Origin of the sequence: Edaphovirga cremea (assembly GCF_003332275.1) — a bacterium.
In the GTDB taxonomy this organism is placed as follows: Bacteria; Pseudomonadota; Gammaproteobacteria; order Enterobacterales; family Enterobacteriaceae; genus Edaphovirga; species Edaphovirga cremea.
Map to the genome: position 1 here is coordinate 267,391 of NZ_QOVA01000003.1, position 22,002 is coordinate 289,392.

Genomic DNA, 22,002 nt, shown 5'->3' on the forward strand with positions numbered 1-22,002 from the left:
AGACACTTCGTCACCCGCGTAACTTGCTGTTCGGCCAAATACCGGGTTCCAGATGCAATTTGAGTTCCGGAAAGTCAACGAGGTCGAAGGTGGGGATTTTACCTAACCGACGCTGGAAGTCGTAATTCCTGGCCAGTTTCAGCGCAATGCCCGAGAGCAGGAGAATGGCGGTCAGATTGGTAATCGTTATCAGCGATATCGAAATAGTGGCCATTTTCCACACCAGCGGTAATTCGGTCAGGGTACCGAACATCACCATTCCCAAAGACGCCAGACGAAACAGAGTCAATCTGGCCGGATGATTATGCTGTAGAAACACCAGATTATTCTCGGCATAGGCGTAGTTGGTGATGATTGAGATGAAGCCAAAGAAAAAAATGGCAACGGCGAAGAAAGGTGAACCCCATTCCCCTACAGTCACAGAGAAGGCTCGCTGCGTCAGTTCAATCCCACTGATGACATCGGTCGGGTGAGTAACGATTCCTGAAATCAGGATAATCGTGGCAGTGGAACTGCAAAAAACGATGGTATCAATAAACACGCCCAGCATCTGAAGATAGCCTTGTGCTGCCGGATGCGGCGGGTAGGGCGTTGCTGAGGCTACCCCGTTGGGGGCTGATCCCATCCCGGCCTCGTTGGAGAACAAGCCGCGTTGGATTCCTTGTGTCATTGCCTGCGCAATGCCATAACCCACTGCGCCTGCGGCGGCTTCCTGCAGGCCGAACGCACTGCGCATAATCAGCATGAAAATATCGGGTATGCGTTCCAGGTTATGGGCGACAATCCAGAAAGTCAGCAGCAAATAGATTGAAGCTATGAGTGGAACCACAATTGCAGCTACGCGACCGATTGTGCGGATGCCGCCAAAAATGACCAATCCGCACACGACCACCAGAAAAACCCCGACATGTAGCGGATCAAATCCGAAGGCGGCTGCGCTGGTCTGGGCGATGGCGTTCGCCTGTACCGCATTAAATACAAAAGCAAAAGACAGGATCAGAAGCACAGAGAAAATGACGCCCATCCAGCGCATCCCCAGTCCTTTTTCCATGTAACTGGCGGGTCCCCCGCGATAGTGGCCATTAACGTCTTTGGTTTTGTATAACTGAGCAAGTGTGCATTCAATGAACGAAGTCGACATCCCCAGGATCGCTGCTACCCACATCCAGAAAATGGCACCCGGTCCACCGATGGTGAGCGCGATGGCGATGCCCGTCATGTTACCGGCCCCTACGCGTGAGACGAGACTGGTACACAGTGCCTGAAAAGAGGAAATCCCTGCGCTGTCCCGCTTGCGGCTGTTTTTCAACAAGGAAAACATATGAATAAAATGGCGAAACTGAATAAAGCGGGTACGCAGAGTGAGATAGATACCCACTCCTGCCAGTAAATAGGTAAGTACAGATTCCCAAAGAAGAGTATTCAATAAGCTCATCAGATCCGTCATTTTTATTCCTTATCAGTTCTCATCCCAAGGTATCGTTTGGCCTTGGAATTACACATCCTGTGTTAGTGGATTCTGTCATGTACTCATAAAAAATCGCGGCGAATTTATCACAACTCGCATTTTTCTAGTGCATTATTCTTGATATTCAGCGCTTGTGTAGGTTTAACACGGTGATTTTATGGCGAAAGCGCTTCTGAACGCTCAGTGAGCTTTTGCCTATTTCCAGCCTTGCGTGCCGCTTCTTGCATGTTATCATCAGAGACAAGGCTGAGCATGAAAATGCTCCCACGACATACCCTAACTACGAGAAATGCCAAAATGACCGATAAACTTACTTCTCTACGCCAGTTTACTACCGTGGTTGCTGACACGGGAGACATCGCGGCAATGAAACTGTATCAACCACAAGATGCAACCACCAACCCATCGCTGATTCTCAATGCAGCACAAATTCCTGAATACCGTAAGTTGATCGATGAAGCTATCGCCTGGGCGCGCGATCAGGGCGGAGACCATGCTCAACAGATCGTTGACGCTACCGACATGCTGGCGGTGAAAATCGGTTTGGAAATCCTCAAACTGATCCCTGGCCGTGTTTCTACCGAAGTTGACGCGCGTCTTTCCTATGATACCGATGCAAGCATCGCGAAAGCTAAACGCCTGATCAAATTATATAAAGAAGCCGGTATCAGCAATGACCGTATTCTGATTAAACTGGCTTCGACCTGGCAGGGTATTCGTGCTGCCGAGAAGCTGGAAAAAGAAGGCATCAACTGTAACCTGACCCTACTGTTCTCCTTTGCTCAGGCGCGTGCCTGTGCGGAAGCGGGCGTTTACCTGATCTCGCCTTTCGTTGGCCGTATTCTTGACTGGTACAAAGCCAATGGCGACAAGAAAGAGTTCGCACCAAACGAAGATCCAGGCGTAGTGTCAGTAACTGAAATCTACAAGTACTACAAAGAACATGGCTTCAAGACTGTGGTTATGGGCGCAAGCTTCCGTAATGTGGGCGAAATCATTGAACTGGCTGGTTGTGACCGTCTGACTATTGCGCCAACGTTGCTGAAAGAACTGGCTGAAAGCGAAGGTCCTTTGGAGCGTAAACTGTCCTTCAGTGGTGAAGTGAAAGCGAAGCCACAACCACTGACTGAGCCTGAGTTCTACTGGCAGCACAACAGCGATCCAATGGCTGTTGAAAAGCTGACCGACGGTATCCGTAAGTTTGCGGCTGACCAGGAAAAACTGGAAAAAATGCTCTCCGATCTGCTGTAAGTGCGCAGATAATGGACTGAAAGGTGGCTTCGGCCACCTTTTTTTATACCTCATGCGCCAGCACCGGACCAAAACCGTATACTTATGCCAAATGAACAGGATGGGGCGCAGGTAAAATGCTTTCGCCTGAAGAGACATCGATAAAGGTGGTGAGATGAATAAATTACGCATTGGGTTAGTGTCGGTGTCGGATCGTGCATCCAGCGGCGTCTATCAGGACAAAGGTTTACCTGCCTTGCAGGCGTGGCTGGAGAGCGCGTTAAGTTCAGCATTTGTCGTAGAAACGCGGTTGATTCCCGATGAGCAGACATTGATCGAGCAGACGCTGTGCGAATTGGTGGATGAGAGTGGTTGTCACCTGGTGTTGACTACCGGTGGAACCGGGCCAGCCAGACGTGATGTCACCCCAGACGCCACGCTGGCGATTGCCGATCGCGAAATGCCCGGTTTTGGAGAGCAGATGCGGCAGATTAGCCTTCATTTTGTGCCTACTGCGATCCTCTCCCGTCAGGTGGGTGTAATCCGCAAGCAGGCGCTGATTATCAATCTGCCCGGCCAACCCAAATCGATTAAAGAAACGCTGGAAGGTGTAAAAGACCCGCAGGGTAACGTGATTATGCCTGGGATTTTTGCCAGTGTACCCTACTGCATCCAGCTTCTTGAGGGGCCGTATATAGAAACGAATGACACTGTCGTAGCATCTTTTCGCCCCAAGAATGCAATCCGCGAAACAAAAAGCTAATTTTGGATTATTTCTGACATAAGATTCAGTCGGAGTGGTGTGTAAAATAATTGCCGCTATAGTAAGCAGAAGTTTACATAAAGCGGCAATGCTTTCCTATTCTACACTCTGGCCTCGTACGGTATCTTATGCATCACGTTCAAAATCGCCGACTCAACCGGCAAGACTACAAAACCCTGACCCTTGCAGCATTGGGCGGCGCTCTCGAATTTTACGACTTCATCATCTTTGTCTTTTTCAGCGTAGTAATAGGCGAGCTGTTCTTCCCGCCAGATACGCCGGAATGGTTACGACAGATGCAGACGTTCGGTATTTTTGCTGCTGGCTATCTGGTTCGTCCGCTGGGCGGGATCATTATGGCCCACTTCGGCGATCTGGTGGGTCGCAAAAAAATGTTCACCCTGAGTATTCTGTTGATGGCCTTGCCGACATTGGCGATGGGTCTGCTGCCAACGTATGCGTCTATTGGCGTTGCCGCACCGCTGTTACTGCTGTTGATGCGCATTTTGCAAGGTGCAGCGATTGGCGGCGAAGTGCCGGGTGCCTGGGTATTTGTTTCTGAGCATGTTCCGCGTAAACGCATTGGTTTTGCCTGTGGCACGCTGACGGCTGGTTTGACGGCAGGTATTTTGCTCGGGTCGCTGGTGGCCACTGTAATGAACACGACCATGACCCAGCAGGCTATCCATGATGGTGGCTGGCGTATTCCGTTCTTCCTCGGCGGGGTTTTTGGCCTGTTTGCCATGTATCTGCGCCGCTGGCTGCAGGAAACCCCCATTTTCATTGAGATGCAGAAACGCAAAACCCTGGCAGAAGAGATGCCGCTGAAATCTGTGCTTCTCAACCACCGCAAAGAGGTGGTGGTGTCGATGCTACTGACCTGGCTGTTGTCGGCCGGGATCGTGGTGGTCATTCTGATGACGCCAACGTATCTGCAAAAACAGTTTGGCATCGCGCCAGCGATGGCATTGCAGGCAAACAGCCTGGCAACTATTGCACTCGCTTTGGGCTGTATTGTTTCCGGGACGATTGCGGATCGTATTGGTGCCAGCAAAACCTTTATTGCAGGGAGTCTGCTGCTAGGCGTATGCAGTTGGGTTTTCTACCATAGCGTTGCTGTTGGCCCTGAGCATCTGTTCGCCACCTACGCATTGGTAGGGTTCAGTGTTGGTGTGGTTGGTGCAGTGCCCTACGTTATGGTTCGGGCATTCCCAGCCGAAGTGCGCTTTAGCGGACTCTCATTCTCCTACAACGTGTCCTACGCCATTTGTGGGGGGCTAACACCGGTATTCCTTGCGGCGATCATGAGAATTACCCCAATGGCTCCGGCCTATTATGTGTTGGCGCTCTCGGTTATTGGTCTGCTGGTCGGGATTTACCTCAGCCGTGATTTGAACAGTGAGAGCAAAACGGAGCGGGCGCTGGAAGAAGGGATAATCAGCCGAAACTGAATGCGCAACCCTTTCCCATAATGAAAAACGCCCCGCAAATAATGAGCGGGGCGTTTTGTTTCATGGCGGTGATGAGGAAATCAGCCGTTATTTCATGACGCCAATTGGCAACACGGTACGACCCGCTTGCTCATTGAGCACTTCAGCCATCGCCAGATAGATCGCGCTGGCACCGCAAATGATGCCTTCATAGCCTGCAAACACCAGAATGGCATGGTTGCCGGTAATGTTGCCGATTGCCAGCAATGCGAACAGCACCGTCAGGCTGCCGAAAACAAATTGCAGGCCGCGATTGGCGCGCAGTGTGCCAAAGAACATGAAAAGGGTGAAAACGCCCCACAGCGCCAGATATACGCCCAGAAACACGTCATCAGTAGGTTCAGCCAATCCCATGCGTGGCAGTAGCAAAATACCCACCAGACTCAGCCAAAATGCGCCATAGGAGGTAAATGCGGTTACGCCAAACGTATTGCCTTTCTTGAACTCGAGAATTCCGGCAAAGATCTGGGCGATCCCGCCATAGAAAATCCCCATACTGATGATGACTGACGTCAGTGGAAAGAAGCCCGCATTGTGCAGATTCAGTAAGATGGTGGTCATACCAAATCCCATCAGGCCGAGCGGGCCAGGGTTCGCCAACGTTTTAGAGTGCATAAGTCCTCTGCAAAATAGAGAATTCCAGGTTTCAGATTATGTTTGTGTGTGTTTGCCCCTTTGGAATGAATGAAACGTCCCCACATTCCAGATAGCGCGCGGCATCATAATGACCTGCAAGCGGGTAAACAATGATCTGGAGGGGAATAAAAGTAATTTTTTTTCATCTCCCCCCTTGATGATGTGGCTACTGGCCCCATCTTAATTGCAACCGCGGTTGCTAATAGCGGGTCAGCCGGAAATATCGGGTGTTGAAAATCATAAAAACGCCCGCATATACATTAGCAACTTGACCGAATATGACTTTTTAGTGGAGACGTTTAGATGGGAAAAATTATTGGTATCGACCTGGGTACTACCAACTCTTGTGTAGCGATTATGGATGGTGCTCAGGCACGTGTGCTGGAAAACAGCGAGGGTGATCGTACAACGCCTTCAATTATTGCATACACTCAGGATGGTGAGATTCTGGTTGGTCAACCGGCTAAACGTCAGGCTGTGACTAACCCACAGAATACGTTGTTTGCCATCAAGCGTTTGATTGGCCGTCGTTTTCAGGACGAAGAAGTACAGCGTGACGCAAACATCATGCCGTACAAAATCGTTGGCACAGATAACGGTGATGCCTGGATTGATGTGAAAGGCCAGAAAATTGCACCACCGCAGATCTCTGCAGAAGTGCTGAAGAAAATGAAGAAAACTGCTGAAGATTTCCTGGGTGAACCCGTTACTGAAGCAGTTATCACTGTACCCGCATACTTTAACGATGCTCAGCGCCAGGCGACCAAAGACGCTGGCCGTATCGCGGGTCTGGAAGTAAAACGTATCATCAACGAACCTACCGCAGCGGCTCTGGCCTACGGTATGGACAAAGAAATGGGCAACCGCACTATCGCGGTTTATGACCTGGGTGGTGGTACCTTCGATATTTCTATCATCGAAATCGACGATGTCGACGGTGAGAAGACGTTCGAAGTACTGGCAACCAACGGTGATACCCATTTGGGTGGTGAAGACTTTGATAGCCGTCTGATCAACTACCTGGTTGATGAGTTCAAGAAAGATCAAGGCATGGATCTGCGTAATGATCCGTTGGCCATGCAGCGTCTGAAAGAAGCGGCAGAAAAAGCGAAAATCGAGCTGTCTTCTGCTCAGCAGACTGACGTTAACCTGCCGTACATCACTGCAGATGCGTCTGGTCCGAAACACATGAACATCAAGGTGACCCGTGCAAAACTGGAGTCACTGGTAGAAGATTTGGTTAACCGCTGCATCGAGCCACTGAAAGTCGCATTGAAAGATGCTGGCCTGTCAGTGTCTGATGTACAGGATGTGATCCTGGTAGGTGGGCAGACCCGTATGCCAATGGTTCAGAAGAAAGTGGCTGAATTCTTTGGTAAAGAACCGCGTAAAGACGTCAACCCGGACGAAGCTGTCGCCATTGGTGCAGCAGTTCAGGGCGGTGTGTTGACAGGTGAAGTGAAAGACGTGTTGCTGCTGGACGTTACCCCTCTGTCTCTGGGTATCGAAACCATGGGCGGCGTGATGACTCCACTGATCACCAAAAACACCACGATCCCGACCAAGCACAGCCAGGTGTTCTCGACTGCGGAAGACAACCAGTCTGCGGTAACCATCCATGTGCTGCAGGGTGAGCGTAAACGTTCCAGTGATAACAAGTCGCTGGGTCAGTTCAACCTGGACGGTATTCAGGCGGCACCGCGCGGTATGGCTCAGATCGAAGTGACCTTCGACCTGGACGCGGATGGTATTCTGCATGTGTCTGCGAAAGACAAGAATACCGGTCGTGAGCAGAAGATCACCATCAAGGCGTCTTCTGGTTTGACGGAAGCTGAAATCCAGAAGATGGTCAGCGATGCTGAAGCCAATGCGGAAGCGGATCGCAAGTTTGAAGAGCTGGTCTCAACCCGCAACCAGGCGGATCATCTGATCCACGGAACGCGTAAGCAACTGGAAGAAGCAGGCGATCAACTGCCAGCTGAAGACAAAACCGCTATCGAAGAAGCGCTGAAAGGGTTGGAAACGGCAGCGCGTGGCGAAGACAAAGCGGACATCGAAGCCAAGATCCAGGCGCTGGTGCAGGTTTCTGGCAAACTGCTGGAAATGGCACAGCAGCAGCAGGCTCAGGCCGGTGCTGATGCAGGCGCAGCGGATGCGAGTGCGAAGAAAGATGACGACGTAGTCGACGCTGAATTTGAAGAAGTCAAAGACAAAAAATAAGAGCCCTTAAGCGGGCACGGTAGCGGTATTAACTACTGTTGCTGATTAACCAGCACGGGCGTCGGGGAAACTCAACGCCCGTGTATGCATGTTAGGGGCAGGATTAAAGAATGGCGAAGAGAGACTATTACGAGGTTTTAGGCGTTTCCAAATCGGCGGAAGAGCGTGAAATCAAAAAGGCCTACAAACGCCTGGCGATGAAGTTCCACCCGGATCGCAATCAGGGTGATAAAGAATCGGAAGCCAAATTCAAAGAAGTCAAAGAAGCTTATGAAATTCTGACCGATGCTCAGAAACGTGCAGCCTACGATCAATACGGCCATGCAGCGTTTGAGCAGGGCGGAATGGGCGGCGCAGGGGGTTTTGGCGGCGGCGGTGCTGACTTCAGCGATATTTTCGGCGATGTATTTGGTGATATTTTTGGCGGAGGCCGTCGTCAGCGTGCCAGCCGTGGTTCGGATTTGCGCTACAACATGGATCTGACGCTGGAAGAAGCGGTACGCGGCGTGACCAAAGAGATCCGCATTCCTACGTTGGAAGAGTGTGATGTCTGCCATGGCAGCGGTGCAAAAGCGGGCAGTGCTCCAGTAACCTGTCCAACCTGTCATGGTGCGGGCCAGGTGCAGATGCGCCAGGGCTTTTTTACCGTCCAGCAGGCGTGTCCGACTTGTCATGGCCGCGGACAGACTATCAAAGATCCATGCACCAAATGTCATGGACATGGTCGCGTAGAAAAATCCAAAACGTTGTCAGTGAAAATTCCTGCCGGCGTGGACACAGGCGATCGTATTCGCCTGGCTGGTGAAGGTGAAGCAGGCGAGCACGGTGCACCTGCAGGCGACTTGTACGTTCAGGTTCAGGTTAAAGCGCACAAGATTTTTGAGCGTGAAGGTAATAACCTGTATTGCGAAGTGCCTATCAACTTTGCAATGGCAGCCTTGGGCGGCGAGATTGAAGTCCCAACGCTGGATGGTCGCGTTAAATTGAAAGTTCCGGCGGAGACGCAAACCGGTAAATTGTTCCGTATGCGTGGGCGTGGTGTGAAATCGGTGCGTGGTGGCAGTCAGGGAGACTTGCTGTGCCGCGTGGTGGTAGAAACGCCCGTCAGCCTGAACGAGAAGCAGAAACAGCTGTTGCGCGAGCTGGAAGACAGTTTCGCCGGAGACAGAAACAACAGTCCCCGTTCGAAAAGCTTCCTGGATGGCGTGAAGAAATTCTTCGACGATCTGACGCGCTAAGCGTCATTTCAATCGATAATTTTTCAAGGCAGTACAATAAAAGCCGGTCAGTTTTTCTGACTGGCTTTTATTTTAACGGTAACACCGAACGTGCAAAAGAATATCGTTGCCCGTTTTCTCGACGTGGTTTCCAGCGTATTTTTACCGATCATTCCAGCTATCGCTGGTGCCGGTATGCTTAAAGGCTGTTGCGGGGTTGCTGGCGGTTCCTGCTGCACTGAAATCGTAACGACCCCTGCCAGAAAACACGCTTCATGTGACGAGTACGCCGGATCATTCCGGCGTACTCGTTTTTGTTTTATGTGATGGCAACAACAGATTCAGTCTCACTCGTCGGATATTTCGAATTTTCCGAGCCATTTAGCGATTAAAAGCTTCTTTTAACGAGGAGTAATGTTGAGTAATCTTATGCAGTTATTATTCTTACCAACTCATTAAGTTGAGAAATTTATTAAGAAAGGGAGTTTTACGTGAACAATCTGATCCGTCAATTTCTACGTATGGAAGCTTCTGGCGGTATTGTCCTGATCATTGCTGCCATTATTGCCCTTTTCATGGCCAATACGTCTCTGAACGGGTTCTACCACAGCATTCTTGATCTCCCTGTTTCGCTGAAAATCGCCTCGCTGGACATTAGTAAGCCTTTGTTATTGTGGATTAACGATGGATTCATGGCCCTGTTTTTCCTGATCGTGGGCCTGGAAGTAAAACGTGAATTGCTGGATGGCTCTTTGGCCGGACGCGAAAAAGCCGTGTTTCCCGCCGTGGCAGCATTGGGGGGAATGATCGCACCGGCCCTGATCTTCTTGCTTTTCAATGGCGGCGATGAGGTTGCACGTCATGGTTGGGCGATCCCGGCGGCGACGGATATTGCCTTTGCTGTGGGTGTTCTCGCCCTGTTGGGCCATCGCGTTCCGTTGAGCCTGAAAGTATTCCTGCTGGCGTTGGCGATTATTGATGACCTTGGCGCGATTGTAATTATTGCCCTGTTTTATACCGCACAGGTTTCAATGACCGCATTGGGGATGGCCGCTGCGGCTATCGTGTTATTGGCTTATATGAACTGGCGCGGTGTCAGTCGCATCTCGCTGTATATACTGGTTGGCATTTTCCTGTGGGTCTGCGTGCTTAAGTCAGGTGTTCACGCCACCTTGGCTGGGGTTATCCTCGGGTTCTTTATCCCGCTTAACCGCACTGAGCACCATTCGCCTTCTCGTAAACTCGAACATGGCCTGCATCCCTGGGTTTCATGGCTGATTCTACCGCTGTTTGCTTTTGCCAATGCCGGAATCGATCTGCGGACTGCATCGGTTGAAGGTTTGACGTCAATGGTGCCGCTGGGTATTGCCGCTGGCCTCATGTTTGGCAAGCCGTTGGGGATTACGCTGTTCTGCTGGCTGTCAGTGAAATTACGTCTGGCCGCGTTGCCAACTGGGGTGACATTCAAACAGATTATGGCGACGTCAGTGCTCTGCGGTATCGGGTTTACGATGTCAATTTTCATCGCATCGCTGGCCTTCGAGCATGCGGATCCTGAATTGATCGTGTATTCGAAAGTCGGGATTCTCGGCGGATCTATCCTCTCTGCCATCGCGGGGTATTTTTTATTGAAACGGGCGCTACCAGCCAGACACCTTGCCTGATATTAAGTAGGATATACTCCCGATGTAACCGGTCTCGCTTCGGTTTGAACGAACGATGGTGTCAGCGGCATAGCGTTGCTGCTGACGCACTATTGCCGGCGAATCCCCTTCTGGAAATACATGGAAATCGCGTACAGCAGCATTCGGGGCAGCATGTACGTTATGGAGAGCGCATAGTGCGGTTATCACACATCAACTTTAATCATCTCTATTACTTTTGGCAGGTCTGTAAGGCGGGGTCGGTCGTTGGCGCGGCGGAGGCGCTGTTTTTGACACCGCAAACCATCACCGGTCAAATTAAAGCGCTGGAAGATCGGCTGAACGGCAAACTGTTCAAACGACAGGGAAGGGGGCTTGTTCCTTCTGAACTGGGGCAACTGGTTTTTCGTTATGCCGATAAGATGTTCATGCTCAGTCAAGAAATGATGGACATCGTTAACTACCGTAAAGAATCCAACTTGCTGTTTGATGTGGGTGTTGCCGATGCGTTGTCAAAAAGGCTGGTCAGCCGCGTGCTTGAAGCGGCGGTGGTCGACAATGAACAGATTCACCTGCGCTGTTTCGAATCGACCCATGAAATGCTTCTCGAACAGTTGAGCCAGCACAAACTCGATATGATCCTGTCAGACTGTCCGGTGGACTCAAGCCAGCAAGCAGGGCTGTTTTCTGTCAAATTGGGTGAGTGTGCAACCAGTTTCTATTGCCAGCAGCCGATTCCTGATCTGCCTTTCCCCGCCAGTTTACAGCAGCGGCGTCTGTTGATACCCGGACGGCGCTCCATGCTTGGCAGAAAACTGCTTAACTGGTTTAACACCCAGGGCATTCAGGTCGAGATTCTTGGTGAATTTGACGATGCGGCATTGATGAAGGCTTTTGGTAAGTCGCATAACGCGATTTTTGTCGCCCCTTCTCTCTATGCTGCCGAGATTTTTCATGAAGATGGCATCGTGGAAATTGGCCGGGTTGAGGCCATTCAGGAAGAGTACTACGTGATTTTTGCAGAGAGAATGATTCAGCATCCGGCAGTTCAGAGGATATGCCATCGTGATTTCAGCGACGTTTTTTGTTCAACATGAGCAAGGTTGGGTAACTGACAGACGTAAAAAAACCGGCCAAAGCCGGTTTTTTTATCAAGCTAACAATGTAATGCGATTATTGCATTGCGTTGATTTGCTTGGTCAAGTTAGCCTTATGACGGGCTGCCTTGTTTTTGTGGATCAGGCCTTTACAGGACTGACGGTCCACGATCGGTTGCATTTCATTAAATGCATTTTGTGCAGCTTCTTTATCGCCAGCTGCAATCGCTGTATGTACCTTCTTGATAAAGGTACGCATCATAGAACGACGGCTAGTGTTGTGCTTGCGACGTTTTTCTGATTGTACAGCGCGTTTCTTAGCTGATTTGATATTAGCCAAGGTCCAACTCCCAAAATATTCTATTGAGGACAATTCAAAGGCCGAGGAATATGCCCTTTTAGCCTTCTTTTGTCAATGGATTTGTGCAAATAAGCGCCGTTTGTACGTGCGGCACTTGTTACGTTGTGATGGCGCAGGATTTTAACAGCTTCAGGGGCGGGAATACAGCCTTTCGCGAGAAAAAACGACAATGAGCGCCTTTTGCCCCTGCCTGCGCAAGCTAACCGGCTGTTTATGCGCATGGTCTGGCAATGATATACGATTTGTGTGGATAACCCTCGCTGAAACCATTTAACCGCAGGGATATCTTCGGTATGGTAGGACTATTACATTAAAGAGGCGAATCGCCGGTTAACCTTGACCGCTGTACAAGGTATAATCCGCCGATTTCCACTGTTTTGAGCCAGCTATGGAGCTTATTCGCGGTATACACAATATTCGGGCGCGCCACCATGGTTGCGTGCTCACTATTGGCAATTTTGACGGTGTTCATCGTGGCCACAAGGCTCTGCTGCAACAGTTGAAGCGCGAAGGTGAGCGGCTTGGGCTGCCAGTCATGGTGATGATTTTTGAACCTCAGCCCCTGGAGTTATTCGCGGCTGACCGGGCACCTGCGCGCTTAACCCGCCTGCGTGATAAAGCCCGTTACCTGGCAGATGCTGGCGTGGACTATTTGCTCTGCGTTACATTTGATTCGCGATTCGCAGCAAATACAGCCCAGGCATTTGTTTCCCACTTGCTGGTAGAAAAGCTGGGCGTCAAGTTCCTGATGGTCGGTGACGACTTCCGCTTCGGAGCTGGCAGAACGGGTGATTTCTCGTTGCTGCAAAAGGCGGGAGCGGAGTTTGGTTTTGACGTGATCAGCACCGATACCTTCTGTGAAGGCGGGCTACGGATCAGCAGCACTGCGATCCGCGATGCACTGCGTCAGGACGATTTGACCCTGGCTGAAAATTTGCTGGGGCATCCTTACAGTATTTCTGGTCGTGTGGTGCACGGTGATGCATTAGGCCGCACGATCGGTTTCCCGACGGCGAATCTGCCCCTGAAAAGGCTGGTCGCGCCTGTTAAAGGCGTCTATGCGGTTGAGGTGTTTGGCCTTGGCCCAACGCCGTTTCCGGGTGTAGCCAATATCGGTACCCGGCCCACGGTGGCTGGTGTGCGTCAGCAGTTGGAAGTTCATCTGCTGGACGTCACAATGGATCTCTATGGGCGCCATATTGATGTGGTGCTCCGCGCAAAAGTGCGCAATGAACAGCGCTTTGCCTCGCTTGATGCCCTCAAGCAGCAAATCGCTAACGATGTGGTGACTACCCGTGAGTATTTCGGGCTTAAAGCACCGGTTTAATCTCTCTAGCCGAAAACGGAACCGAGAATCTAATGAGTGACTACAAGACTACCCTGAATTTGCCGGAAACAGGGTTCCCGATGCGTGGCGATCTCGCCAAGCGTGAGCCTGGCATGCTGCAACGTTGGTATGAACAGGATCTATACGGGATTATTCGTTCTGCCAAAAAAGGCAAGAAATCCTTTATTCTGCACGACGGTCCTCCGTATGCGAATGGCAGCATTCATATAGGTCACTCTGTAAACAAGATTCTCAAAGACATTATTGTCAAGTCTAAAGGTCTGGCCGGATATGATTCACCCTATGTTCCGGGCTGGGACTGCCATGGTCTGCCTATCGAACTGAAAGTTGAGCAGTTGATCGGTAAGCCAGGCGAAAAAGTCAGTGCGGCAGAATTCCGTACGGCATGCCGTAAATATGCGGCCGAGCAGGTTGAAGGGCAGAAGAAAGATTTCATCCGTCTGGGTGTGTTGGGCGACTGGGATCACCCCTACCTGACAATGGACTTCAACACCGAAGCCAACATTATTCGTGCGTTGGGCAAAATCATCGCCAATGGTCACCTGCATAAAGGTGCCAAACCAGTGCATTGGTGTACCGACTGCCGTTCGTCCCTGGCAGAAGCCGAAGTTGAGTATTACGACAAAACCTCGCCGTCGATTGATGTGGCGTTTCATGCCATCGATCCGGCGGGTGTCGCTGCCAAGTTTGGTGTAACCCAGTTCAGTGGCCCGGTATCGTTGGTCATCTGGACCACGACGCCATGGACCCTGCCTGCCAGCCGCGCGATTTCGCTCAATCCTGAATTTACCTATCAACTGGTTCAGGTTGAAGGTCAATGCGTGATTCTGGCTGCGGAGCTGGTTGAAAGCGTCATGAAACGTGCTGGCTTCACCCACTATGAAGTATTGGGTAGTTGCAAGGGTGCCGATCTTGAGCTGTTGCGTTTCAAACACCCGTTCCTTGACATCGAAGAGCCTGCAATCCTTGGCGATCACGTCACGCTGGATGCGGGTACCGGTGCTGTGCATACTGCGCCGGGGCATGGTCCTGATGACTATATCATCGGTCAGAAATACGGGCTGGAAGTGGCCAATCCGGTGGGGCCGAACGGTTGCTTCTTGCCGGGTACCTTCCCTGAGCTGGATGGTATGTTTGTCTTTAAGGCCAATGATGTAATCGTTGAGCTGCTGCGTAGCCGTGGCGCGCTGTTGCATGTGGAGAAACTGGTTCACAGCTACCCGTGCTGCTGGCGTCATAAAACGCCGATCATCTTCCGCGCGACACCGCAGTGGTTTGTCAGCATGGATCAGCATGGTCTGCGCAAGAAATCCCTGGAAGAGATCAAGGGTGTTCAATGGATCCCTGATTGGGGTCAGGCGCGTATCGAGAACATGGTAGCCAACCGTCCTGACTGGTGTATTTCCCGCCAGCGTACGTGGGGCGTGCCTATGTCCCTGTTCGTGCATAAAGAGACAGAACAACTTCACCCACGCAGCATTGAGTTGATGGAAGAAGTGGCAAAACGCGTTGAGCAAGACGGCATTCAGGCATGGTGGGATCTTGATCCGGCCGATCTGCTGGGTGCCGAGGCTGCGGATTACGTGAAAGTGCCTGATACGCTGGATGTCTGGTTCGACTCTGGCTCCACGCACTCTTCTGTTGTGGCGGTTCGCCCTGAGTTCAATGGTCACGAGCCAGACATGTATCTGGAAGGTTCTGACCAGCACCGCGGATGGTTTATGTCATCGCTGATGATTTCTACCGCGATGAAAGGCAAAGCCCCTTACCGACAAGTGCTGACCCACGGCTTCACCGTTGATGGTCAGGGCCGCAAGATGTCCAAATCAATCGGTAACACCGTCAGTCCACAGGATGTGATGAACAAGCTGGGTGGCGACATTCTGCGTCTGTGGGTGGCATCGACTGACTACACCGGTGAAATTGCCGTTTCAGACGAAATTCTGAAACGTTCTGCGGATTCATATCGTCGTATCCGTAACACCGCCCGCTTCCTGCTGGCTAACCTGAATGGCTTTGACCCAAGTAAAGACATGGTCAAACCGGAAGAGATGGTCGTAGTGGATCGCTGGGCGGTAGGGCGTGCGCAGGCTGCGCAGGCTGAAATCACGGCGGCTTATGAAAACTATGATTTCCACGTTGTGGTACAGCGACTGATGCATTTCTGTTCGATCGAGATGGGGTCGTTCTATCTGGACATCATCAAGGATCGCCAGTACACCGCGAAAAGCGACAGCGTTGCGCGCCGTAGTTGCCAGACCGCGCTTTACTATATTGCTGAGGCGTTGGTGCGCTGGATGGCACCGATTATGTCGTTCACAGCCGATGAAATCTGGGCTTATCTGCCGGGTGAACGTGCCCAGTATGTTTTCACTGAAGAGTGGTACACCGATTTGTTTGGTCTGGAAGAAAACCAGCCAATGAACGACACTTTCTGGGATGACCTGCTGAAAGTCCGTGGCGAAGTGAACAAGGTGATTGAACAGGCCCGTGCTGACAAGCGCGTTGGCGGATCACTGGAAGCGTCGGTGACGTTGTATGCAGACAGCGCACTTTCAGAGCGTCTGTTGAGTCTCGGCGATGAACTGCGTTTTGTCCTGCTGACCTCGGCCGCTCACGTTGCACCTTTTGCTGATGCACCTGCCACTGCGCAACAGAGCGAACTGAAAGGGCTGAAAGTGACACTCGATAAAGCTGACGGTGAAAAATGTCCGCGTTGCTGGCATTACACCAGCGATATCGGTCAGGTGGCGGAGCATGCAGATATCTGTGGCCGCTGTGTAACCAACGTTGCCGGTGACGGCGAAGAGCGTAAGTTCGCCTGATGAGTAAACCGATTTCTTCAACAGGGTTGCGCTGGCTTTGGCTGGCGCTCATCGTTCTGGTTTTGGATCTCGGCAGTAAACAGTGGGTCATGGCCCACTTTTACCTTGGCGAGTCGGTGCCGCTGGTGCCATTCTTTAACCTGACGTATGCCCATAATCCCGGCGCGGCGTTCAGCTTCCTGGCAGATAAAGGTGGTTGGCAACGTTGGTTTTTTGCAGCGATTGCGCTGGTCATCAGCGTGGTACTGATCGTACTGATGTATCGTTCCAGCGCCAAACAAAGGCTGGTCAATGCGGCATATGCATTGATTATTGGTGGTGCGCTCGGCAATCTTTTTGACCGTATGGTTCACGGCGTAGTGATTGATTTCATTGATTTCTACGTTAACGACTGGCATTGGCCGGTATTCAATCTGGCTGACACCGCCATCTGTATTGGTGCGGTAATCATTGTTCTGGAAGGTTTTTTTGCGCCTCCCGACAAAGATAAAACGGCCGTCAGGAATAAGGGTTAATTGTATGGCTGGTTGTCACAAAGCAGATCGTCATGAAGCAGATCGTCACGAAATAGATCGTCATGAAACAGATCGTCACGAAATAGATCGTCAGAAAACAGATCGGGTACAAAACAACAGTGCCGTATTAGTGCATTTTACCCTGAAACTGGAAGACGGCTCGACCGCTGAGTCGACCCGTAATAATGGAAAACCGGCACTGTTTCGTCTTGGCGACGGTAGTCTCTCAGCGGAACTGGAACAGCAATTGCTGGATCTGCAGGTGGGTGACAAGCGGGCATTCACGTTGGCACCGGAGTCAGCATTCGGTATGCAAAGTCCGGATTTGATTCAATTCTTTTCCCGTCGCGATTTTATCGAGACCGGGATCCCGGATGCCGGTACGATCATGCTGTTTACGGCGATGGACGGCAGTGAAATGCCAGGTGTGGTGCGAGAGGTCACGGAAGATTCGATCACCGTCGATTTTAACCATCCGTTGGCGGGTCAGGCAGTGAGCTTCGACATTGAAGTTCTGGAGATCGACCCGTCGCTGGAGGAGAACCATGCAAATATTGCTGGCTAACCCGCGAGGGTTCTGTGCGGGCGTGGATCGTGCGATCAGTATTGTGGAGCGTGCTCTCGAACTGTATGGCGCCCCGATTTACGTTCGTCACGAAGTGGTGCACAACCGTTATGTCGTAGACAGCCTGCGTACGCGCGGGGCGGTATTCATTGAGCAGATTGATGAAGTGCCGGATGGTTCCATCCTGATTTTCTCGGCCCATGGTGTTTCGCAAGCGGTGCGTGCCGAGGCAAAATGCCGCGATCTGACGGTCTTTGACGCGACGTGCCCGTTGGTGACGAAAGTCCATATGGAAGTGGCGCGCGCGAGCAGAAAGGGTACCGAGGCGATCCTGATCGGCCATGCGGGCCATCCAGAAGTGGAAGGCACGATGGGCCAGTACAGTAACCCGAAAGGGGGCATGTACCTCGTTGAATCCCCAGCGGATGTTTGGGCGCTTAACGTCAAGGATGAGGCAAATTTATGCTTCATGACCCAGACAACGCTGTCAGTGGATGACACGTCAGATGTGATTGATGCGTTGCGTCAGCGTTTTCCCAAGATCATCGGGCCGCGCAAAGATGATATCTGTTACGCCACAACCAATCGGCAGGAAGCCGTGCGTAATCTGGCAGATGGTGCAGATGTTGTGCTGGTGGTCGGTTCCAAAAATTCGTCCAACTCCAACCGTTTGGCCGAACTGGCGCAAAGAATGGGCAAGCAGGCTTATCTGATTGACTCTGCTGCGGATATTCAGGAAATCTGGATCAAGGGCGCAGCGAGCGTCGGCGTGACGGCGGGTGCCTCGGCCCCGGACATTCTGGTGCAGGACGTCATTCAGCGATTGCGCGATCTCGGTGGTGATGCAGCGATTGAAATGAGCGGGCGCGAAGAGAATATTGTGTTTGAAGTGCCCAAAGAATTGCGGGTTGAGATTAAGCAGATCGATTAAGCAGACCTCGTTAGATAATAAAAATGCCGGTGCAATTGACCGGCATTTTTTATGGCGTCAGGAAAAAATAAAGCGATGTTGGGCGGCTCCCGTCACGCTGGTTTTCGCCTGCAAAAGTGCGCCATCCAGTTCGCCGGGTGACTCAAGTTGCTTTCGCGCAGACGTCACAAACAGCGTTTTCATGTCAGAACCCCCAAACGTGCAGCAACTTGGTTGCCCTACGGGCAACGGAATATCGTCTTGCGCCAATAACTCACCCTGATTGATTTGATAACGTCTCAGGCAACCGCCGCCGAAACAGGCGTTAATCAACTGACCGTCACGGCTTAATGCCGAACCATCGGGTGTCGTATCACCCGAAGAGTAGCAACTGATCTTTTTACGATCGATGCGTCGGGCATTGCCAGAGTAAAACCGTTTTGCCGCGCTGTCCGCAAACCAGACTTTGCCTTCAAACCACACCAGCGTATTGGGAATAGTGACGGCGTCCATCATGCGGGTAGCCATAGTGTCGCCATGCTGATAACGATACCAGCCGCCGATGGGATCTTTTTCGGCAAGATCCATTGCACCAAACCAGAGAGAACCATCGGGCGCGATTGCCGCTTCGTTGGGGCGCGTTCCTGGTGCGTCAGGATAAGGGCAGAGTAATTCTGTACTCTGACGCGCAAAGTCATAGCGTCGGATGCCTGATTGACAGAGCAGGAGGAATATATCGTCCCGTTCCGTTAGCAGTGCCGCGCTGGTGAGTTCTGGTAACAAATGGATCGTAATCTCTGCGGTTGCTGGCCAATAGCGCAGAAGGCGTTGCGCCAGAATATCAACCCAAAGTAAGGACTGACTGCGATCGCACCATACGGGTGTTTCGCCCAACTCGGCACGGTAATCGCCTACTGCGGTAAATTCTGAGCGTAAAAAAGAGGACATGGCCGATTAACTCTCCCTGAAATACTTGTCTATTGGTCACAGATCGTTAATTTCAATGTCATTTATTTTAGCCGTTTTTACACAATAGGCTAGTGCATGGCTATGCGGGAAATATGACTAACCGTGTACCGTCGTCTGAATGCGCATTTAAGTGAACCGATGCACATTTTTTGTTGCATGTCCGATAGCTTTTACTGATGTTAAACCGCCTTTATCGTATATTTCTAATTATCCGGCAAATTCTCTGGCGGTACAGCGAGCAGGTCGTTAACCTGAGGTTGATTCACGGCAGAAGACACAAATAAGAGAGTAATTATGAGCAATGCTGATATCCGCATAGCAATCGCGGGAGCGGGTGGCCGTATGGGCCGACAGCTGATTCAAGCTGTACATCAGGCAGACGGAGTACGTTTGGGTGCTGCATTTGAGCGCGAAGGATCCAGCTTGGTGGGGACTGATGCTGGTGAGCTGGCCGGTGTCGGTGCGCTTCAGGTGATTGTGAGCAGTGATTTACAGGCCGTCAGCGAGGATTTTGATCTGTTGATCGATTTCACCCGCCCTGAAGGCACACTGGTTCACTTGGCATTTTGCCGTCAGCATGCAAAAGACATGATTATCGGCACTACGGGCTTTGATGAGGCAGGTAAAGCCGCAATCAAGGCCGCTTCTGCCGATATTGGCATCGTATTTGCCGCCAATTTCAGCGTAGGCGTCAACGTCATGTTGAAACTGCTGGAGAAGGCCGCCAAGGTTATGGGCGACTATACGGACATTGAAATTATTGAAGCACACCATCGTCATAAGGTTGATGCACCTTCAGGTACCGCTCTCGCAATGGGTGAAGCCATTGCCGATGCTTTAGGACGCGATCTCAAGGAGTGCGCGGTGTATGCACGAGAAGGGCATACCGGGGAGCGCGATCCAAAGAGCATTGGTTTCGCGACTGTTCGTGCTGGCGATATTGTAGGTGAACATACGGCGATGTTTGCTGATGTTGGTGAGCGGATAGAGATTACCCACAAGGCTTCCAGCCGTATGACTTTCGCAAATGGTGCGGTTCGTGCGGCAAAATGGGTTTCTGATAAGAAAGCAGGCCTTTTCGATATGAGAGATGTCCTGGGTCTTGACAATTTATAGCAGTTTTCTACCATCGTGATGTGGTTAATTTAGTCATAATATTTTGATTAATGGGCAATAATTTAATTGCCCTTTTCTTTATCCATCGAAAATAGAGCTCTCGGCATAATCCTAAGGCTTAGTGAGTATAACTTTGCTTTTACAATGGAAATGCGCTGCTTTTTTAGTTCACCTCATTCAGTCCTGCCGGTAAACTCGGATTTTTACCCCGTTTGTCTATTCCCATACGCTGGCAACCGATTACTATGCTAACTTAGCCCATGCTTTTGAGCGCGTGGGGTGCTTAATTCAGTGAGTTGAGCATAAATCAGTAAAAAAATGGTGCTTTTGGTAGACAAACCGATCGCTCATCATTAGAATGCGCGCAATTTGCCAAAAATTAGCTTTAAGGGCGATTTTTGCGTTGATTTAGATCGCGAGATCTGAATTAATATGCAAATATTGTGACTGTTTATTCCTTGGAGGATGCTTTGATTAAGTCAGCGCTATTGGTTCTGGAAGACGGAACCCAATTCCACGGTCGGGCCATCGGGGCAGAAGGCACGGCAGTGGGGGAAGTGGTCTTCAATACGTCGATGACCGGATATCAAGAAATCCTCACTGATCCTTCTTACTCCCGCCAGATCGTTACTCTTACTTATCCCCATATCGGCAATGTCGGCACCAATGCCTCCGATGAAGAATCCTCCTCTGTACATGCCCAAGGCCTGGTGATTCGCGATTTACCTCTTATTGCCAGCAACTACCGCAGTCAGGAATGCCTCTCGGATTACCTCAAACGCCATAACATTGTTGCCATCGCCGATATCGATACCCGCAAACTGACGCGGATCCTGCGTGAGAAAGGCGCACAAAACGGCTGCATTATTGCGGGCAATCATGTTGATGCCACGCTGGCGCTGGAAAAAGCACAGGCATTCCCTGGTCTGAAAGGGATGGATCTGGCAAAAGAAGTCACGACCAGCGAAACCTATAGCTGGTTGCAGGGGAGTTGGACGCTGGAAGGTGAATTGCCGGAAGCGATGAAAGAAGATCAACTGCCCTTCCACGTTGTGGCCTATGACTACGGTGTGAAACGCAATATTCTGCGCATGCTGGTGGATCGCGGCTGCCGCCTGACCGTTGTCCCGGCGCAAACGTCCGCTGACGACGTGCTGAAGTTGAATCCCGACGGTATCTTCCTGTCGAATGGCCCGGGCGACCCAGCGCCGTGCGATTACGCAATAACTGCAATCAAACAATTTCTTGAGACGGATATTCCCGTATTTGGTATCTGCCTCGGACACCAGCTGCTGGCTCTGGCCAGCGGCGCGAAAACCGTGAAAATGAAACTCGGCCACCACGGCGGTAACCATCCGGTTAAAGATCTGGATAACAATACGGTGATGATCACCGCGCAGAACCACGGTTTTGCGGTCGATGAAAACGATCTGCCAGCAACGCTGCGAGTGACGCACAAATCGCTGTTTGACCACACGGTACAAGGTCTCCACCGCACAGATAAAGCGGCATTCAGCTTCCAGGGACATCCGGAAGCCAGCCCCGGGCCGCATGATGCCGCACCGTTGTTCGATCACTTTATCGAGCTGATTAAGACTTACCGTTCTAACGCCAACTAATCAGGAGCGA

Annotated in this window: 18 protein-coding genes; 14 read left to right on the forward strand and 4 right to left on the reverse strand. The window is 51.2% G+C overall.

Going from position 1 to position 22,002, the window contains the following annotated elements:
* Positions 1-10: 10 nt before the first annotated feature.
* Positions 11-1,447, reverse strand: coding sequence for an alanine/glycine:cation symporter family protein (locus tag DRI82_RS06390; RefSeq protein ID WP_114192665.1), 1,437 nt, complete (start codon positions 1,445-1,447; stop codon positions 11-13).
* A gap of 318 nt (positions 1,448-1,765) precedes the next feature.
* On the opposite strand from DRI82_RS06390, the gene tal reads away from it, so the two are divergent.
* From tal to DRI82_RS06405, 3 genes are all read left to right on the forward strand, one after another.
* Complete coding sequence (gene tal / locus DRI82_RS06395; protein ID WP_114192666.1) at positions 1,766-2,719, forward strand: transaldolase; 954 nt, start codon at positions 1,766-1,768, stop codon at positions 2,717-2,719.
* 154 nt (positions 2,720-2,873) lie between these two features.
* Positions 2,874-3,461, forward strand: a complete 588-nt coding sequence (gene mog, locus DRI82_RS06400) for a molybdopterin adenylyltransferase (RefSeq protein WP_114192667.1) — start codon at positions 2,874-2,876, stop codon at positions 3,459-3,461.
* Positions 3,462-3,589: 128 nt separating this feature from the next.
* Entirely contained in the window at positions 3,590-4,912 is a 1,323-nt protein-coding gene (locus DRI82_RS06405) for an MFS transporter (protein ID WP_114192668.1), read from the forward strand.
* Between the two features lie 87 nt (positions 4,913-4,999).
* Here the strand turns inward: DRI82_RS06405 and satP are convergent, their stop codons facing one another.
* Entirely contained in the window at positions 5,000-5,566 is a 567-nt protein-coding gene (gene satP, locus DRI82_RS06410; RefSeq protein WP_114192669.1) for an acetate uptake transporter, read from the reverse strand.
* 324 nt (positions 5,567-5,890) lie between these two features.
* On the opposite strand from satP, the gene dnaK reads away from it, so the two are divergent.
* The 4 genes from dnaK to nhaR all read left to right on the forward strand — a co-directional run bounded on the left by dnaK (position 5,891) and on the right by nhaR (position 11,764).
* The gene (gene dnaK / locus DRI82_RS06415) at positions 5,891-7,807 is read left to right on the forward strand and encodes a molecular chaperone DnaK (RefSeq protein ID WP_114192670.1); all 1,917 of its coding nucleotides are present in this window, start codon (positions 5,891-5,893) and stop codon (positions 7,805-7,807) included.
* A 110-nt stretch (positions 7,808-7,917) separates the two neighbouring features.
* On the forward strand, positions 7,918-9,045 hold the full coding sequence (gene dnaJ, locus DRI82_RS06420; RefSeq protein WP_114192671.1) for a molecular chaperone DnaJ: 1,128 nt from the start codon (positions 7,918-7,920) through the stop codon (positions 9,043-9,045).
* 470 nt (positions 9,046-9,515) lie between these two features.
* On the forward strand, positions 9,516-10,688 hold the full coding sequence (gene nhaA, locus DRI82_RS06425; RefSeq protein WP_114192672.1) for a Na+/H+ antiporter NhaA: 1,173 nt from the start codon (positions 9,516-9,518) through the stop codon (positions 10,686-10,688).
* Between the two features lie 176 nt (positions 10,689-10,864).
* Positions 10,865-11,764 (forward strand): transcriptional activator NhaR, encoded by a 900-nt coding sequence (gene nhaR / locus DRI82_RS06430; RefSeq protein WP_114192673.1) that lies wholly within the window; start codon positions 10,865-10,867, stop codon positions 11,762-11,764.
* Between the two features lie 76 nt (positions 11,765-11,840).
* On the opposite strand, the gene rpsT is transcribed toward nhaR, so the two are convergent.
* Complete coding sequence (gene rpsT / locus DRI82_RS06435; protein ID WP_114192674.1) at positions 11,841-12,104, reverse strand: 30S ribosomal protein S20; 264 nt, start codon at positions 12,102-12,104, stop codon at positions 11,841-11,843.
* 409 nt (positions 12,105-12,513) lie between these two features.
* On the opposite strand from rpsT, the gene ribF reads away from it, so the two are divergent.
* The 5 genes from ribF to ispH are packed head-to-tail and all read left to right on the forward strand — an operon-like array spanning position 12,514 to position 18,309.
* Entirely contained in the window at positions 12,514-13,452 is a 939-nt protein-coding gene (gene ribF / locus DRI82_RS06445; RefSeq protein ID WP_114192675.1) for a bifunctional riboflavin kinase/FAD synthetase, read from the forward strand.
* Between the two features lie 32 nt (positions 13,453-13,484).
* Complete coding sequence (gene ileS, locus DRI82_RS06450; protein WP_114192676.1) at positions 13,485-16,298, forward strand: isoleucine--tRNA ligase; 2,814 nt, start codon at positions 13,485-13,487, stop codon at positions 16,296-16,298.
* Positions 16,298-16,813: a signal peptidase II gene (gene lspA, locus DRI82_RS06455; protein ID WP_114192677.1), complete on the forward strand. Its 516-nt coding sequence runs from the start codon at positions 16,298-16,300 to the stop codon at positions 16,811-16,813. Before ileS ends, lspA begins: the two co-directional genes overlap by 1 nt.
* 4 nt (positions 16,814-16,817) lie before the next feature.
* Positions 16,818-17,378: an FKBP-type peptidyl-prolyl cis-trans isomerase gene (fkpB, locus tag DRI82_RS06460; protein WP_114192678.1), complete on the forward strand. Its 561-nt coding sequence runs from the start codon at positions 16,818-16,820 to the stop codon at positions 17,376-17,378.
* Entirely contained in the window at positions 17,359-18,309 is a 951-nt protein-coding gene (gene ispH / locus DRI82_RS06465; protein WP_114192679.1) for a 4-hydroxy-3-methylbut-2-enyl diphosphate reductase, read from the forward strand. Before fkpB ends, ispH begins: the two co-directional genes overlap by 20 nt.
* A 57-nt stretch (positions 18,310-18,366) precedes the next feature.
* Here ispH and DRI82_RS06470 read toward each other — a convergent pair whose 3' ends face one another.
* Positions 18,367-19,236, reverse strand: coding sequence for an SMP-30/gluconolactonase/LRE family protein (locus DRI82_RS06470; protein ID WP_114192680.1), 870 nt, complete (start codon positions 19,234-19,236; stop codon positions 18,367-18,369).
* A gap of 315 nt (positions 19,237-19,551) precedes the next feature.
* Between DRI82_RS06470 and dapB the strand changes: the two genes are divergently transcribed.
* Together dapB and carA are read left to right on the forward strand one after the other, a co-directional pair.
* A complete protein-coding gene (gene dapB, locus DRI82_RS06475) occupies positions 19,552-20,373 on the forward strand; it encodes a 4-hydroxy-tetrahydrodipicolinate reductase (RefSeq protein ID WP_114192681.1) in 822 nt (273 codons plus the stop codon).
* A gap of 470 nt (positions 20,374-20,843) precedes the next feature.
* Positions 20,844-21,992: a glutamine-hydrolyzing carbamoyl-phosphate synthase small subunit gene (carA, locus tag DRI82_RS06480; protein ID WP_114192682.1), complete on the forward strand. Its 1,149-nt coding sequence runs from the start codon at positions 20,844-20,846 to the stop codon at positions 21,990-21,992.
* The last annotated feature ends 10 nt before the right edge of the window (positions 21,993-22,002 follow it).